General features: G+C 51.3%; 10 protein-coding genes. All 10 read left to right on the top strand.

Annotated elements, in window-relative coordinates:
* Positions 1 to 201: 201 nt before the first annotated feature.
* The 10 genes from lgt (at position 202) to recD (ending at position 16,031) form a co-directional block, all read left to right on the top strand.
* A complete protein-coding gene (gene lgt, locus CPY98_RS16285; protein WP_043495301.1) occupies positions 202 to 1,071 on the top strand; it encodes a prolipoprotein diacylglyceryl transferase in 870 nt (289 codons plus the stop codon).
* Between the two features lie 72 nt (positions 1,072 to 1,143).
* Positions 1,144 to 1,938: a thymidylate synthase gene (thyA, locus tag CPY98_RS16280; RefSeq protein WP_043495300.1), complete on the top strand. Its 795-nt coding sequence runs from the start codon at positions 1,144 to 1,146 to the stop codon at positions 1,936 to 1,938.
* A gap of 251 nt (positions 1,939 to 2,189) precedes the next feature.
* The gene (locus CPY98_RS16275; RefSeq protein ID WP_096388441.1) at positions 2,190 to 2,648 is read left to right on the top strand and encodes a prepilin-type N-terminal cleavage/methylation domain-containing protein; all 459 of its coding nucleotides are present in this window, start codon (positions 2,190 to 2,192) and stop codon (positions 2,646 to 2,648) included.
* Positions 2,639 to 3,220: a prepilin peptidase-dependent protein gene (locus tag CPY98_RS16270; RefSeq protein WP_096388440.1), complete on the top strand. Its 582-nt coding sequence runs from the start codon at positions 2,639 to 2,641 to the stop codon at positions 3,218 to 3,220. The genes CPY98_RS16275 and CPY98_RS16270 overlap by 10 nt, the downstream gene beginning before the upstream one ends.
* The gene (locus CPY98_RS16265) at positions 3,217 to 3,684 is read left to right on the top strand and encodes a DUF2509 family protein (RefSeq protein WP_096388439.1); all 468 of its coding nucleotides are present in this window, start codon (positions 3,217 to 3,219) and stop codon (positions 3,682 to 3,684) included. The genes CPY98_RS16270 and CPY98_RS16265 overlap by 4 nt, the downstream gene beginning before the upstream one ends.
* Positions 3,678 to 4,049: a prepilin-type N-terminal cleavage/methylation domain-containing protein gene (locus tag CPY98_RS16260; RefSeq protein ID WP_096388438.1), complete on the top strand. Its 372-nt coding sequence runs from the start codon at positions 3,678 to 3,680 to the stop codon at positions 4,047 to 4,049. Before CPY98_RS16265 ends, CPY98_RS16260 begins: the two co-directional genes overlap by 7 nt.
* Before the next feature lie 124 nt (positions 4,050 to 4,173).
* Positions 4,174 to 7,545 carry an exodeoxyribonuclease V subunit gamma gene (gene recC / locus CPY98_RS16255; protein WP_096388437.1) on the top strand — a complete coding sequence of 1,124 codons (3,372 nt, stop codon included), beginning with the start codon at positions 4,174 to 4,176 and terminating at the stop codon, positions 7,543 to 7,545.
* 169 nt (positions 7,546 to 7,714) lie between these two features.
* Positions 7,715 to 10,621 carry a pitrilysin gene (ptrA, locus tag CPY98_RS16250; protein WP_043495292.1) on the top strand — a complete coding sequence of 969 codons (2,907 nt, stop codon included), beginning with the start codon at positions 7,715 to 7,717 and terminating at the stop codon, positions 10,619 to 10,621.
* On the top strand, positions 10,621 to 14,175 hold the full coding sequence (gene recB / locus CPY98_RS16245) for an exodeoxyribonuclease V subunit beta (RefSeq protein ID WP_096388436.1): 3,555 nt from the start codon (positions 10,621 to 10,623) through the stop codon (positions 14,173 to 14,175). Before ptrA ends, recB begins: the two co-directional genes overlap by 1 nt.
* The gene (recD, locus tag CPY98_RS16240) at positions 14,175 to 16,031 is read left to right on the top strand and encodes an exodeoxyribonuclease V subunit alpha (protein WP_046448776.1); all 1,857 of its coding nucleotides are present in this window, start codon (positions 14,175 to 14,177) and stop codon (positions 16,029 to 16,031) included. The genes recB and recD overlap by 1 nt, the downstream gene beginning before the upstream one ends.
* Positions 16,032 to 16,058 lie beyond the last annotated feature (27 nt).

The following is a 16,058-nucleotide window of genomic DNA, read 5'->3' as shown; positions in this document are numbered from 1 at the left end:
AAACCTGTTATCTCTGCTGAAGAAATGACAGGTTTTCCGCTGCAAGATGATTCACGGTTTTACATAACTTTTCCGCAACCTCAAGCCCGCTCTATTTCTTTCCTATGCTATCATGCGCAACTTGCCTTCCCGCTGATATCCTAATGCCTACTGGTTAAGGGATTGATAGGGAATAAATATTCGATATTGTCGTGGTGATAGATGACGAGCTATCTGCATTTTCCTAGTTTTGACCCAGTAATTTTCTCTATTGGGCCGGTGTCTTTACATTGGTATGGCCTGATGTATCTGGTGGGCTTTGTCTTTGCTATGTGGTTGGCCGTGCGCCGTGCTAATAAGCCGGGAAGTGGCTGGACGAAAGACGAAGTTGAAAACCTGCTGTACGCTGGCTTCTTGGGGGTATTCCTCGGTGGTCGTATTGGCTATGTGCTGTTTTATAACTTCTCGCTGTTCCTCGAAAACCCACTTTATCTCTTCAAAGTTTGGGACGGCGGCATGTCGTTCCACGGCGGATTGATTGGTGTCATCGTGGTGATGATGGTATTTGCTCACCGCACCAAACGTAATTTCTTCCAAGTGTCAGATTTTATTGCGCCGCTGATCCCGTTTGGCTTGGGCGCTGGCCGCTTAGGCAACTTCATCAACGGTGAACTGTGGGGCCGTGTGAGCACCGATACGCCATGGGCGATGCTGTTCCCAAGCTCTCGTAGCGAAGACATTCCTTTGGCCGCGACCAATCCACAGTGGCAAGAGATTCTCAACCAGTATGGCGTGCTGCCGCGCCACCCATCACAGCTATATGAACTGCTGCTTGAGGGTGTGGTGCTGTTCATCATCCTGAATCTCTTCATCCGTAAACCGCGCCCGATGGGCAGCGTGTCTGGACTGTTCCTGATTGGCTATGGCGCATTCCGCATCATCGTTGAATTCTTCCGCCAGCCGGACGCCCAGCTCGGCCTGTTTGATGGCGTGATCAGCATGGGGCAGATCCTTTCTATCCCAATGATCATCGCGGGTGTGATCATGATGGTTTGGGCGTATCGCCGTCCTCAGCCACAGCAAACTCTTTAAATAACGTTCCATAGCCTGCCGCGGACGATCACGCCGCGGCAGGTATCAAAAGCATAAACGTCGTGAGGTGACATGAAACAGTATCTGGATTTAATGAAAAAAGTGCTCGCAGAGGGAACACAAAAGGCCGACCGCACCGGAACCGGCACTGTGTCCATTTTTGGGCATCAGATGCGTTTCAACCTGCAAGAAGGCTTCCCGCTGGTCACCACCAAACGTTGTCATTTGCGCTCCATCATTCATGAACTGCTGTGGTTCCTGAACGGTGATACCAATACGGCTTACCTGCGCGAAAATAACGTCACTATCTGGGACGAGTGGGCAGACGAAAATGGCGATTTGGGCCCGGTGTATGGCAAACAATGGCGTGCTTGGGGCGCGGCTGATGGTCGTCAAATTGACCAGATCAGCAAAGTGATGGAACAGCTGAAACAAGATCCAGATTCACGCCGCATTATCGTATCGGCGTGGAACGTGGGCGAGTTAGACCAGATGGCGTTGGCGCCATGCCACGCGTTCTTCCAGTTTTATGTGGCAGACGGCAAACTCTCTTGCCAGCTGTATCAGCGTTCTTGTGACGTATTCCTTGGCCTACCGTTCAATATTGCCAGCTATGCCTTGCTGGTGCACATGATGGCGCAGCAGTTAGATCTAGAAGTGGGTGATTTTGTCTGGACCGGTGGTGATACCCACTTGTACAGCAACCACATGGAACAAACTCAGCTACAGCTTAGCCGCGAGCCTCGTGCGTTGCCTAAGCTGGTGATTAAGCGTAAGCCAGAATCTATTTTCGACTATAAATTCGAAGATTTCGACATCGAAGGCTACGATCCACATCCAGGGATTAAAGCACCTGTTGCGATTTGATATCGCGTTATTTGCTCTGAAAGCGCCAGCCCTTGTGCTGGCGTTTTTTTATTAATTTTTACCGAAGCTTTCATCCATCCTTATCCTCATCACTGTTTGGTTTTGCGTGGTGCTTCGCAAATGCCGATGCACGTTTCACCGCGTAATCAAATTGACTGCGACGAGCATTGCTAAAGCCTTTCGTTCTGCTTTTCCTATCTAAAATTGGTTTTATATTCATCTCCCTATCAGGCAGAGATTAAGGGTTTACAATGGAATGGTCACGGATGAGTGGATTTACGCTGCTGGAAATGATGGTAGTGATGCTGCTGGTTTCAGGCATGGCGCTGTATGGCATTCATGGATTTAGGCAGCAGCGTATGGCACTTCAGCTTGAGCAGGCGGGGCAAGTATTACTGACTTTTTTGCAACAGGCGCAACGGCGGGCGTTTGCTGAAAACAGCAAGGGGCAAATTGAGGTTAATGCCGAGCAGCGTAGCGTGCGGGTACACAATACGTCCCGAATGTATGTTCCTTCCTCATCGGATATCACAGTTGCCTCTCAACTGACCACAAACGCAGGGTTTTACGGCGTGCGTAATAATGCTTTAGCAGGGCATATTGATCTCAGCAATTCGGCTGGAACGGTCAGCGTTATTTGGTCTGCGCAGGGGCGTCTTCGGCTGTGCGCGCAGCCTCAACGCCTGTTAGGAATACCGTCATGCAACTAAATCACCAAAGCGGTATGACGCTGCCAGACGTGCTGGTTACGCTGCTGCTATCGAGTATTGTCCTGCTATCAACCAGTCAAATTATGGTCATGCTGCGAGCCAGCAGCGTTCGAACCCAACGCTGGCAGCAAATACAGGAAAATATGACCCAGTTGCTCGACCGCGTGGATAAAGATCTCACACGAGCGGGTTTTTGTGCGCGGGGCTGTTTGGTGCCAGAGCCTAAAATTTCGTCTGCGGAGGGGGAAGTCGCAAACTCGTGCATTATTCTGTTTTACGATTTGAACGCCAATGGACGAATCGATCTCACCCCGCCAGCTAACGCAGACGCCTTCGGCTACCGTCTACGCAACGGCGCCTTAGAAACCGCACGTGGAACACAGCAATGTTCAGGAAATGGTTGGGAGAAGGTATCCGATGAAAGAGATATTAACGTTTCGCTATTTAAAGTGATCCCGCTATATCGGGGATATGAAGTACTGCTAGGGTTAAGGCGGTTAAAACCACCGTTTATGTCTGAGCAGCAGTCGCGTTTTGTTCTGCCTGAGAATGGTCGAGTGGCGGGTAAATGAATTTAGCGTATAGCCACGACAACCCACAGGCAGGCAGCATGCTATTGCCTTCGGTGCTTCTAATGTTGAGTTTGTCACTGCTGGTTGTCGGCGCGCAGCAGGGACGTCTGGAGTTACAGGTTCAGAACCTAGGCTATCAACGACAGCTCAAGATGCTTCGCCAACAGGCGGCGTCTGCGCTAGATCTGGCGACAATATCGGATAAATGGCCGGCGCCGCTGACTGATGTTTGCCAAACATCAGCACAGGCTACCGTGTGTTTTAAAGCGATCAGTACTGATATCGGGATATTGTGTGCGGTCGTAAAAGCGAAAATTTATGGCATGAAAATACAACGATTTAGCTATGTGAGTATGGGGAGTTCGGTGAATACGCCATCGATCTTACCGGCCACGACGAGGATGTTAACGCTTTCAGGTGGCTGGTTTGATTACCCATCGGCAGATAGCGAAAATTTATGCTAACCGTATCGAGGCAGAAAGGGCATAGTCAGTCTGGTTTTGGCCTGATTGAGGTCATGGTGAGTATCCTCTTGGTATCTGTTGGTTTTCTCGGCATGTTGCACTACCAGCAATGGATGATGCAGGCACAAATGAGATTATGGCAGCAGCAACGCGCATGGCAATTCAGCGAGCAGGCTATCACGCTGTATCGAATGGGCGTTCCCGTCGCGGAGATTCCAACACGGTTGTCTCTGCCTAAATCATGGCAGTTGGAGGTCAACATTGAGCAGCAGGCGAATTGTGAAATGATTAACGCCAAGATCTCCGCGCCGTTGAACATCCACGCAAAGCTTGAGAGAACAATCTGCGAACAGTTGACCGAGTGAGCGAACGCTAATGATTTCCTCCTTACCTGTGACAGGCTAAAGTGTGTATACCCTGCATACTTGAAGCTGCTTCAGCGTTGGCTACGTTTGTTACTCGCCAGAACCCAGAGTTATCGGAGAAAGCATGTTTACTGTTTATCACTCGAACCAATTGGATCTGCTTAAGCAGCTTATCGCGGCGCTTATTGAAGGCCAACCTTTGCAGAATCCTTTTGAGCAAGAAGTGATTTTGGTACAAAGCCCCGGTATGGCTCAGTGGTTGCAGATGGAGTTAGCCAAACAGTTTGGCATTGCGGCGAATATTGAATTCCCCTTACCCGCCACCTTTATTTGGAATCTTTTTACTCAGGTAATGCCGGGTATTCCCAAAGAAAGCGCCTTTAGCAAAGATGCAATGACCTGGAAGCTGATGTGGCTGCTGCCACAAATGCTAGAGCAGGAAGCCTTTGCCCCATTGGCGCGTTATCTTTCTGACGATGAAGACCTCCGCAAGCACTTCCAACTGGCCGCCCGTGTGGCGGATCTGTATGACCAATATTTGGTGTATCGCCCTGAATGGCTACAGATTTGGGAGCGCGGCGAGCGTATTGACGGGCTAGACGAAGCTCAGCAGTGGCAGGCTCCGCTTTGGGTTGCGCTTAAAGAGTACACCGCGCAGCTTAATCAGCCTGAATGGCATCGTGCCAATTTATATGAGCGCTTTATTCATACCTTAGAGCAATCAACCGAGTGTCCGGCTGGGCTGCCTAAACGGGTCTTTATCTGTGGGATTGCGGCGCTGCCGCCGGTATATCTCGATGCGCTACAGGCGCTGGGCAAGCATATTGATGTGCATCTGATGTTCACCAATCCATGCCGCTATTATTGGGGGGATATTCAGGACTATGCCTTTCTTGCTAAGTTACAAAGCCGTAAACGGCGTCATCATATTCAGCGGCAGCAAGAGATCGAACTCTTCCGCGATCCGCAAACCGCGTCTGAGTTATTCAATCCCGACGGTGAGCAAGAATTAAGTAATCCGCTGTTGGCATCATGGGGAAAACTGGGGCGCGATCACATGTATTTGCTGGCGCAGCGTGAACCACAGGAAGTGCACGCGTTTGTAGATCTAGCCCCCGATAACTTACTCAAGCGCATCCAGCACGATCTGCTGGAGCTGGAAGATCATGCCCAAATCGTCGATCGGCCCGATCGTCTGGCAAGTAGTAACGGCAAGCGACTGCTGGATCTGGGCGATCGCAGCATTAGCGTTAATCTATGCCATAGCCCTCAGCGTGAAGTCGAGGTGTTGCACGATCGGCTACTGGATCTGTTTGCCGAAGATCCTTCGCTCACGCCGCGTGATGTGATTGTTATGGTCGCGGATATCGACAGCTATACGCCGTTTATCCAAGCCGTATTTGGTAATGCGCCGCGCGAACGTTATTTACCTTTCGCTATTTCTGACCGCAGCGCGCGACAAGCGCATCCGGTGATTCAGGCATTTCTCACCTTATTAGAGCTACCCAACAGCCGCTTTACCTCCGAACACGTTTTAACGTTGCTTGAGGTTCCGGCCTTAGCCGAGCACTTTGGCATTAGCGAAGAGGGTCTGCGCCGCTTACGTCACTGGGTGGATGAATCCGGTATTCGCTGGGGGTTGGATGATGACAACGTGCGTGAGCTCGATCTTCCGGCGACAGGCCAGCACACGTGGCAATTTGGCTTAACCCGCATGCTGCTGGGCTATGCCATGGATAGCCGCTGTGGTGACTGGAATGGGGTTCTCCCATACGACGAATCAAGCGGTCTTATTGCCGAATTGGCCGGCCAGCTTGCAGACTTATTGATGAGGCTCAGTGAGTGGCGCACGCGTTTGAGCGGCGAATATCGAGTACAAGAGTGGCAGCCGTTATGCCGTGAGATGCTCAATGAATTCTTCGTACAGGATAGCGAAACGGAAACCGTTCAAGCATTGATTGAACAACAGTGGCTAAAAGTGATTGGCTACGGGATCAGCGCTGAGTATCCACAGGCGATCCCGCTCTCAATACTGCGTGATGAGCTGGTTTCGCGCCTAGACAATGAACGCATTAGCCAACGTTTTCTAGCGGGGCCGATTAACTTCTGTACGCTGATGCCAATGCGATCCATCCCTTTCAAAGTGGTTTGTCTGCTCGGCATGAATGATGGCATCTATCCTCGCACCATTGCACCGCTTGGCTTTGATCTGATGGCAAACAAGGTGCAGCGTGGTGATCGAAGCCGTCGAGACGATGACCGTTATCTGTTTCTTGAAGCGCTGCTTTCCGCGCAGGAACGCCTGTATATCAGCTATATAGGCCGCTCGATTCAGGATAATGCACCGCGTTATCCTTCGGTACTCGTCAGTGAGTTGATGGAATATATTGCGCAAAGCCATCATTTACCGGGGGATGAAATGCTTGATGTTGATAGCAGTGCCCAGCGAGTAATGGACTATCTGCAAATTGAGCATCCACGTGTGCCTTTTGCCGCCGAAAACTATATTAATGACAGCGAAAGCCAGAGCTACGCCGCCGAGTGGCTACCTGCGGCGCAGCGCGTTGGAGAAGCTCATCAGGCATTTGCTCAGTCGCTGCCGCTAGAAGATATTTCGATGGTCACGCTTGACGATCTCATTCGTTTCTACCGTCATCCTGTACGTGCCTTTTTCCAAATGCGTCTTGGGGTGAACTTTATTTTAGAAGAGACGGAATTGCCTGATGAAGAGCCGTTTACGCTGGATAACCTCAGCCGCTATCAGCTCAATAGCCAACTGCTAAACCAACTCATTGATGGCGAAGAGCCCACCGCGCTATTTCGTCGTATCCGCTCGGCGGGCGGCTTGCCATACGGGGCTTTTGGCGAGATCTACTGGGAAAAACAGCAGGAAGAGATGCAAGAAGTGGCAGCCAAGGTTCGAGAATATCGCACCTCGGGCCACAGTATCGAAATTGATAATGTGCTAGACGGTGTGCGGCTAACCGGCTGGCTGCAACAGGTTCAGGATAATGGCTTAGTGCGCTGGCGGCCTGCGGTGTTGGGCGCGGTAGACGGCATGGCTCTCTGGATTGAGCACCTATTTTATTGCCTTAGCGGTGGAGACGGTGAAAGCCGTTGCTTTGGTCGTCAAAACTCGGCGTGGCATTTTGCCGCACTGAGCAAAAAAGAAGCCGAGAAAGCGTTACTGCCCTTGATTGAAGGATATCGACAAGGCCGCAGCAGCCCGTTATTGCTGCTACCTAAAACGGGCTGGGCGTGGCTGAATAACTGCTTCGATAAAGATTCTGGCGCTGTTGATTGGGATGAACAAACTCAGTCTAAGGCGCAAATGAAGCTGCTGCTGGCATGGCAGGGCGACCAACGGGTGATAGGAGAAGGCTCCGATCCCTATATTCAACGCGTTATGCGTACCATGGACGAAAAGAGGCTGCGCGAAATTCAGCAACTGGCTGAACAGTATTATTTGCCATTAGCGCGGAGTAATTTGGCCTGATAGAGGTCAAACAGATGTGATTTTGTGAGGTTGAATTTGCGTGAACGCTAACTCTGCCTTAACGTGGTATTAATTTTTAAGCTGAAACGATATCTGAATCACTCTATTTTTCAGCATTATACTATCTGTCGCTGACAGTATTTTGGGGTAAATGATGGTTAGGTTTTTCATGCGTAGGCAGTTATCCATCCTGACGGTATTTGCATTCTTGCTGACGAGCGTGTCGCTGTTGTGGATACCGGCCAGTTCAGCAAAAATTGAGCCTGCTGGCTGGCAGGCATTGGCGGAAAAAATTGATAAAAGCGCCAGCGATCCGCGTCTCTATCAGGCTATTAAGCTTGATAACGGTATGAAGGTGATCTTAGTTTCAGACAAAGATGCGCCTAAGTCTCTTGCCGCGCTGGCACTGCCCGTGGGTTCGCTTGAAGATCCTAACTCACAGCTAGGTTTAGCTCATTACCTTGAACATATGGTTCTGATGGGGTCAAAGCGCTATCCACAGCCTGATAATTTATCCGAGTTTCTGAAAAAGCATGGCGGAAGCCACAATGCGAGCACGGCGTCTTATCGTACTGCGTTTTATCTTGAGGTCGAAAATGATGCCTTATCGCCAGCCGTTGACCGTTTAGCGGATGCCATCGCAGAACCCTTACTTGATCCGGTGAATGCCGATCGCGAACGTAACGCGGTGAATGCTGAGCTAACGATGGCGCGTTCACGTGATGGAATGCGTATGGCTCAGGTTTCTGCCGAAACGCTCAACCCAGAGCATCCCAGCGCTCGCTTCTCCGGTGGTAATCTTGAAACGCTGAGCGATAAGCCGAACAGCAAACTCCATCAAGAGTTAGTCTCGTTCTATCATCGCTATTACTCCGCCAATCTGATGGTTGGCGTGATTTACAGTAATCAGCCGCTTTCTAACCTTGCTAAACTGGCCGTGACCTCTTTTGGCCGTATTCCAAACCGCGATGCGAGCGTACCGCCTATTACGGTACCGGCGGTAACGCCGGAGCAGCAGGGCATCATTATCCATTACGTCCCTGCGCAGCCGCGCAAGATGCTGAAAATTGAGTACCGCATTGAAAATAATAGCGCGGCGTTTCGCAGCAAAACCGATACCTATATTGCTTACCTGATCGGTAATCGCAGCAAAAACACGCTATCTGATTGGTTACAAAAGCAGGGTTTGGCAGAGTCTATCGGTGCGGGTGCAGACCCGATGATCGATCGTAATGGTGGCGTATTCTCCATCAGCGTTTCGCTCACCGATAAAGGCTTGGCCGAGCGCGATCGCGTCATTGCAGCCGTCTATGATTATTTAAAATTGCTGCGTGAACAGGGCGTTAAGCAAAGCTATTTCGATGAAATTGCTCACGTGCTCGATCTTGATTTCCGCTATCCGTCCATCACGCGCGACATGGATTACATCGAATGGTTGGTCGACAACATGCTGCGTGTGCCAGTGCAAAACGTTCTCGATTCTTCCTATCTGGCAGACAAATATGATCCGCAGGCCATTAATTCGCGTTTAGCAAGCATGACGCCGGAAAATGCCCGTATTTGGTTTATCAGCCCGAATGAGCCGCATAACAAAACTGCGTATTTTGTTGATGCGCCTTATCAGGTTGATCGTATTACCGCGCAGCAGTTTGCCGCATGGAACAACTTAGAGCAGCGTATTTCTTTATCTCTGCCAGCGTTAAATCCTTATATTCCAGATGATTTTTCACTTATTAAACCGGTTCAACCACGCCTGACAAAACCGGAGATTGTGTTGGATCAGCCTGGGCTGCGTGCGTTGTATATGCCGAGCCGCTATTTTGCCGATGAGCCAAAGGCCAATATCACGCTTTCGCTGCGTAACAAAGTTGGCCGCGATGGAGCAAAAGAGCAGGTAATGTTTGCCCTGACCGATTATCTGGCGGGCATTGAACTTGATCAGCTTGCCTATCAGGCTTCGATTGGTGGGATTAGTTTCTCAACCACCTACAACGATGGTTTAACGATTAACGCCAACGGCTTTACCCAGCGCTTACCGCAGCTGTTGACGACGCTGGTGGAAGGCTATGCCGGATTTGACGCCACCGAAGAGCATCTGGAGCAGGCTAAGTCATGGTATCGCGAACAGCTTGATTCAGCGGATAAAGCTAAGGCATTTGAACAGGCTATGCAGCCTATTCAGGCGCTATCAAGTGTGCCTTACACTGAACGCAGCGAGCGAAGAGCGCTGCTGGACGGTATTACGCTAAGCGATATCAAAAACTATCGCAGCCAGCTAATTGAAGGGGCAACGCCAGAGCTGCTGGTGGTGGGTAATATGACCGCCATTCAGGTGAAAGCTTTAGCAGAGAATATTCGCGATCGACTCAAGTGCGGCGGTACGCTCTGGTGGCATGGAAAGGATGTGGTGATTGAGCATAAACAGCTCGCCAATATCCAACGAGCCGGTAGCAGCAGCGACTCTGCGTTAGGCGCCGTTTATATCCCAACGGGATATGACGAAATTCAGGGGATGGCCTACAGCAATCTGCTGAGCCAAATTATTCAGCCATGGTTCTACGACCAGTTGCGTACCAAAGAACAGTTGGGATATGCGGTCTTCGCTTTCCCATCATCCATTGGTAACCAGTGGGGGATCGGCTTCTTGCTGCAAAGTAATAATCAGGCACCGGACTATCTGTATAACCGCTACCTAGAGTTTTATGGTCAGGCAGATAAACGTTTGAAAGCGCTAAAGGAAGCTGATTTTAATCAGTATAAACTTGCTTTGGTGAATCAGCTGCGTCAGCGTCCACAGACGTTGGATGAAGAAGCCGGTCGCTTCGCGAATGATTTTGACCGTGGCAATTTCGAGTTCAATACGCGCGACAAGTTGATCAAACAAATCGATATGTTACATCGCGATAATATTGTGACGTTCTACCATCAGGCGGTGATTAAACCGCAAGGAATGGCGCTGTTGTCTCAGGTGCTCGGTGGTCATGCTAATGGGCATTACGCGGCACCAAAAGGATGGACAACTTACCAAAACGCCTCTGCGCTGCAGCAAACTTTGCCCGTTAAGGTTGCTCCATAATGACTCAGGCACAAACGTTAGATGCTTTGGCGCTGCCGCTGATAGGGGAGCGCCTGATTGAGGCCTCAGCCGGTACGGGTAAAACATTTACTATCGCGGCGCTGTATCTGCGTTTGCTGTTGGGGCTGGGGGGCGAGAATGCCTTTCCTCGCCCCTTGTCCGTAGAGGAAATTCTGGTCGTAACCTTTACCGAAGCGGCGACCGAAGAGCTGCGTGGGCGCATTCGTAGCAATATCCACGATCTACGTCTGGCCTGCGTACGTGGCAGTAGCACCAATCCACTGTTGTCTGACTTGCTCGATCTTATCGATGATAAAACGGATGCGGTAAGCCAGTTATTAGCGGCAGAGCGCCAAATGGACGAAGCCGCTATTTACACCATCCACGGTTTTTGTCAGCGAATGCTCAGCAATAATGCCTTTGAGTCTGGCATTCTGTTTCAGCAAACCTTGGTTCAGGATGAGCTTCCGCTGCGCCGCCAAGCCTGCGCCGATTTTTGGCGGCGGCATTGTTACCCGTTGCCGCTGAATATTGCAGCGGTGGTGAGCCAAGAGTGGAGTGGCCCTGAACAGTTGCTGAGTGATTTGCAGCCCTATCTGCATGGGGAACTGCCTGAATTACGGCAAGTGATTGCTGATGACGAAACGCTGGCTCAGCGACATCAGCAAATTATTGAGCGCATTGATGCTGTGAAGTCCCAGTGGCGCGCAGCCGCTGGTGAGATTGAAAGCCTGATCGCGGATTCCGGCGTAGACAAACGCAGCTACAGCAGTCGTTATCTACCTAAATGGTTAGCTGCGGTTGGCGACTGGTCGGCCGCCGAGACGCAGGATTATCAATTACCCGATGAGCTCAAACGTTTTGGCCAGAACATCTTGCTGGAAAAGACCAAAAAAGGTACGCCTCCACAGCATGCCGTGTTTGTCGCGATCGATCAGCTACTGGTTGAACCGTTGTCCCTGCGTGACTTGTTGTTATCGCGTGCCTTAAGTGAAGTACGCACCAGCGTTCAGCAGGAAAAGCGCCAACATGCGCAGTTAGGCTTCGATGATTTGCTTAGCCGTCTTTCACAGGCACTACAGCAACCCGGCGGTGAGATGCTGGCTCAGGCGATCCGCCAGCGTTATCCCGTGGCGATGATCGATGAATTCCAAGATACCGATCCCCAGCAATATGGCATCTTCCAAGCGATTTATGTTCAGACGGAGCGTGCCAAGCAACCGGACTCGGCGCTGCTGCTGATTGGCGATCCTAAACAGGCGATTTATGCTTTTCGCGGCGCAGACATTTTTACCTACATGTATGCGCGTAGCGAAGTAAAAGATCATTATACGCTGGGCACTAATTGGCGCTCATCGCCCGGTATGGTGGCGGCGGTCAATCGGGTTTTCTCCACGATTGAATCTCCTTTTCTATTCGAAGATATTCCGTTTTTGCCGGTTGAAGCGGCCAAGAATAATCAGGCGCTGCGCTTTGAAATTGAAGGGCAGCGTCAGCAAGCCATGCATATTTGGCTGCAATCAGGCGAAGGCTGCGGCACCGTTGAATATCAGCAGTCATTGGCAACACAATGTGCGGCTCAAATTCGCGATTGGCTGACGGCGGGGCAGCAGGGCAAAGCGCTGCTGTACTCCAACAAAAATCAGCCGAAACCCGTAGAAGCATCAGATATCACCATTCTGGTGCGTAGCCGTGCTGAAGCGGCGTTAATTCGTGATGCGCTGAGCGCGCTGGCGATCCCTTCTGTCTATTTATCTAACCGCGATAACGTGTTTGAAACGCCGGAAGCGCGCGATTTGCTGTGGCTTTTGCAAGCCGTGCTGGCTCCTGAACAGGAGCGACTGTTGCGAAGCGCTCTGGCAACCAGTTTGATGGGGCTGAACTCGCAGCAGATTAACCATTTCAATCAGGACGAGCGCTTGTGGGACGCGCTGGTTGATGAATTCGATGGTTATCGTCAGCGCTGGCAAAAGCAGGGTGTATTGCCCATGCTGCGTGAAATCATGGTGAGCAGAAATCTGGCTGAGAATCTGTTGGCCAGTGAGGGCGGTGAACGACGACTGACGGATGTGCTACACATCGGTGAACTGTTGCAGGAAGCGTCGCTAACGTTAGATAGCGAACCGGCATTGTTGCGTTGGTTAGCGCAGCAAATTGATAACCCCGCAGTGCAGTCGGAAAACCAACAACTTCGCTTGGAAAGCGATCGCCATTTAGTGCAGGTGGTGACCATCCATAAATCGAAAGGGCTCGAGTTTCCGATAGTGTGGTTGCCTTTTATCGGCAGTTATCGGCTGCAAAAACAGCCGTTGTATCACGACAGAGATAACTTCAAAGCGGTGCTCGATCTTAACTATAACGATGATGCGGTTAAGCTGGCGGAAGAAGAGCGCTTGGCGGAAGACTTGCGTCTGCTCTATGTCGCGCTCACCCGTTCTGTTTATCACTGTAGTCTCGGGCTGGCGCCTCTGTTTTTAGGTGGTCGAAAAAAACAGGGTGAAACCGACGTGCATAACAGCGCCATCGGATACCTGCTGCAAAAAGGGGAGCCCGGTGATGCCGCGTTGCTGTTGGAATGTCTCCAGCGTCTACAAAATGACGATATTGTGGTGACGCCTGTTTCCAATGAGGACACTTCACCGTGGGTGCCTAATGCACCAGAAGCACAAAAGCTTCAAGCCAAGCTGTTTACCCGCAAGATGCAAGATGACTGGCGTGTTACCAGTTATTCAGGGTTACAGCAGCACAGCAGCACGCCGTTTTTCGACCTGCTGCCTAAACTTGATGTGGATGCGGTGGGGGAGTCGGATCTTGAAACCACGCCAGAGCTCACGCCGCATACGTTCCCGAAAGGTGCGGCACCGGGGACCTTTTTACATAGTTTATTAGAGCCATTGGATTTCACTCAGCCACGCGATCTTGAATGGCTGAGCGAGCAGGTGACTCTGCAAGGATTGGATGACCAGTGGGTTCCTGTACTCGATCGTTGGCTAGAGGCTATTTTACGCGCCCCGTTAGCTGAAACTGGGCCCTGTTTAGCGCAGCTTCCCCCCAGCCAAATTCAGGCCGAACTACAGTTTTATCTGCCGATTGAACAGCTGCTAAAAAGCGCTGAACTGGATGCCCTGATTAAACGTTATGACCCACTTTCCGCTCAGTGCGATCCGTTAGATTTCCGTCAGGTTCGCGGCATGTTGAAAGGCTTTATCGACTTAGTCTTTTTCTGGCAAGGGCGCTATTACGTATTGGATTATAAGTCCAATTGGTTAGGTGCGGACGAAAATGCCTATACCCCAGAGGCGATGGCGGGGGCGATGGCAGAACACCGCTACGACTTCCAATACCAGCTTTACTCATTGGCGCTGCATCGCTATTTGCGCCATCGACTGCCTGATTACCAGTACGAGCAGCATTTCGGCGGCGTTTTCTACTGCTTCCTACGCGGGATGTCGCCAGATAAGCCAGGGCAGGGTGTTTTTCATTGTCGTCCAGATGCCGCGCTCATTGAGGGAATGGATAAGCTCTTTAGTTCAGCTTCGGAGGGCGCAACATGATGATTTTCGATCTGCTGTTAAACATGGGCGCACAAAAATACCTACGGTCTCTGGATGTTCAGTTTGCACGCTTAATGGCCAACCAAGGGCAGCCGCATCTGGCTTTGGCGGCGGCGCTGGTGAGTTTGGAAACGGCTTCGGGCCATGTGTGTTTGCCGCTGAGTCAGCTCAGTTCAACCTCGCTTGCCAAGCAATTTCCTGATTTTGCCCATGAGCTTAGCCAGCTGTTTGGTGATATGGATGAGGCTGGGTGGCAGGCATGTTTGCTGGCTGAGGCCGAGGTCAGCGATGGCAGCTATCCCGCACCGCTGGTGTTGCAAAATCAACGCTTATACCTGCAACGCCTTTGGCAGGATGAAGGCGTTGTCGCCACTTTCTTTGTGGGCAACGAGGCTACATCCGATGAATCAGTGCCCGCTTTATCGGCGATTTTGTCTCAGCTATTCCCCACCAGTTCCGAGGATGCCGAGGTCAACTGGCAGCAGGTCGCTGCCGCCGTTGCTGCAACGCGCCAAGTTTCCGTTATTTCTGGTGGCCCCGGTACGGGGAAAACGACCACGGTTGCGCGTTTGCTGACGGCGCTGGTACGTTTGCATCCCCAACGTAAACTGCGTATTCAATTAGCAGCCCCAACGGGCAAAGCGGCTGCACGCTTGACCGAATCATTGGGTAAAGCCGTTGAAGCCTTGGGATTAACCCCCGCCGAGCGCGAAGTCATTCCCCAAGAGGCGTATACGTTGCACCGCCTGCTAGGTGCGCAGCCGAACAGTATTCGTTTGCGTTACCACCGCGAAAATCCGTTGCATGTCGATGTGCTGGTGGTGGATGAAGCCTCGATGGTGGATTTGCCGATGATGTCTAAACTTATCGCCGCGCTGCCTCAGCGTGCACGACTGATTCTATTAGGCGATCGCGATCAGTTGGCATCGGTGGAAGCGGGGGCGGTCTTAGGTGACCTGTGCCGTTTTAGTGAGTTTGGCTATCGCCCTGAGCGCGCTAAACAGCTGTCTGTGCTGTGTCAGACGGCGATCCCCGCGGGAGCCGAACAGCCAGATGTTGCGGTACGCGACAGCATTTGTTTACTCAGGAAGAGCTATCGCTTTGACGCTAACTCTGGCATCGGGCAGCTAGCCTCTGCGGTTAATCGCGGAGATGTTGCCGCAGCTCGGCGCTGTTTTGACGGGAAGTTCTCGGATATCTCATGGTCACCGATGACGCAGGATGAAGACTATTCCACGCTTATCCAAACCTGCGTTGAGGGCTATCGTTCAACGTTGCAACGGGTACGGGAACAGGCTGATGCGGCTGAAGTTCTTGAGAGTTTCTCACGTTTTCGTTTGCTGTGTGCACTACGTGAGGGGCCGTTTGGACAGTCTGGACTGAACGATCGTATTGAGCTGGCCTTAGCTAAAGCAAGGCTTATTCATAAGCCGACGCAGGCTCATCAGCGGTGGTACAGCGGTCGTCCGGTGATGGTTACGCGTAATGATAGCTCGTTGGGATTGTTTAACGGTGATATCGGCATTGCGTTGGCTGATGCTGAGAATAACATTCGTGTGTATTTCCAACTGCCTGATGGCTCAATTAAATCTGTCCAGCCGAGCCGTTTACCGCAGACCGAAACGGCCTACGCGATGACGGTGCATAAATCGCAGGGCTCTGAGTTCGAACATACTCTGCTGGTGCTGCCCGCCGATTTTTCACCTATCGTGACGCGTGAGCTGTTGTATACGGCCATCACCCGTGCAAAAAATCAGTTAACGCTGTTTAGCCGCGAGCAAATCTTAAAGACGGCGATCCGCACGCCAACTCTGCGTAGAAGCGGATTGATGGAACGGATGATGTTGCCCGTCTAGCTGGCTGTCCGCATCCTGCGGACAGCG

The organism is Hafnia sp. CBA7124 (assembly GCF_002355555.1).
Classification (GTDB): domain Bacteria; phylum Pseudomonadota; class Gammaproteobacteria; order Enterobacterales; family Enterobacteriaceae; genus Hafnia; species Hafnia alvei.
The sequence above is the reverse complement of the archived record's forward strand: the minus strand, read 5'-3'. Positions and strand labels throughout refer to the sequence as shown.

Excerpts from the sequence above, each read along its gene's own strand:
- lgt (WP_043495301.1), top strand. The coding sequence starts at position 202 with ATGACGAGCTATCTGCATTTTCCTAGTTTTGACCCAGTAATTTTCTCT.
- thyA (WP_043495300.1), top strand. The coding sequence starts at position 1,144 with ATGAAACAGTATCTGGATTTAATGAAAAAAGTGCTCGCAGAGGGAACA.
- CPY98_RS16275 (WP_096388441.1), top strand. The coding sequence starts at position 2,190 with ATGGAATGGTCACGGATGAGTGGATTTACGCTGCTGGAAATGATGGTA.
- CPY98_RS16270 (WP_096388440.1), top strand. The coding sequence starts at position 2,639 with ATGCAACTAAATCACCAAAGCGGTATGACGCTGCCAGACGTGCTGGTT.
- CPY98_RS16265 (WP_096388439.1), top strand. The coding sequence starts at position 3,217 with ATGAATTTAGCGTATAGCCACGACAACCCACAGGCAGGCAGCATGCTA.
- CPY98_RS16260 (WP_096388438.1), top strand. The coding sequence starts at position 3,678 with ATGCTAACCGTATCGAGGCAGAAAGGGCATAGTCAGTCTGGTTTTGGC.
- recC (WP_096388437.1), top strand. The coding sequence starts at position 4,174 with ATGTTTACTGTTTATCACTCGAACCAATTGGATCTGCTTAAGCAGCTT.
- ptrA (WP_043495292.1), top strand. The coding sequence starts at position 7,715 with ATGCGTAGGCAGTTATCCATCCTGACGGTATTTGCATTCTTGCTGACG.
- recB (WP_096388436.1), top strand. The coding sequence starts at position 10,621 with ATGACTCAGGCACAAACGTTAGATGCTTTGGCGCTGCCGCTGATAGGG.
- recD (WP_046448776.1), top strand. The coding sequence starts at position 14,175 with ATGATTTTCGATCTGCTGTTAAACATGGGCGCACAAAAATACCTACGG.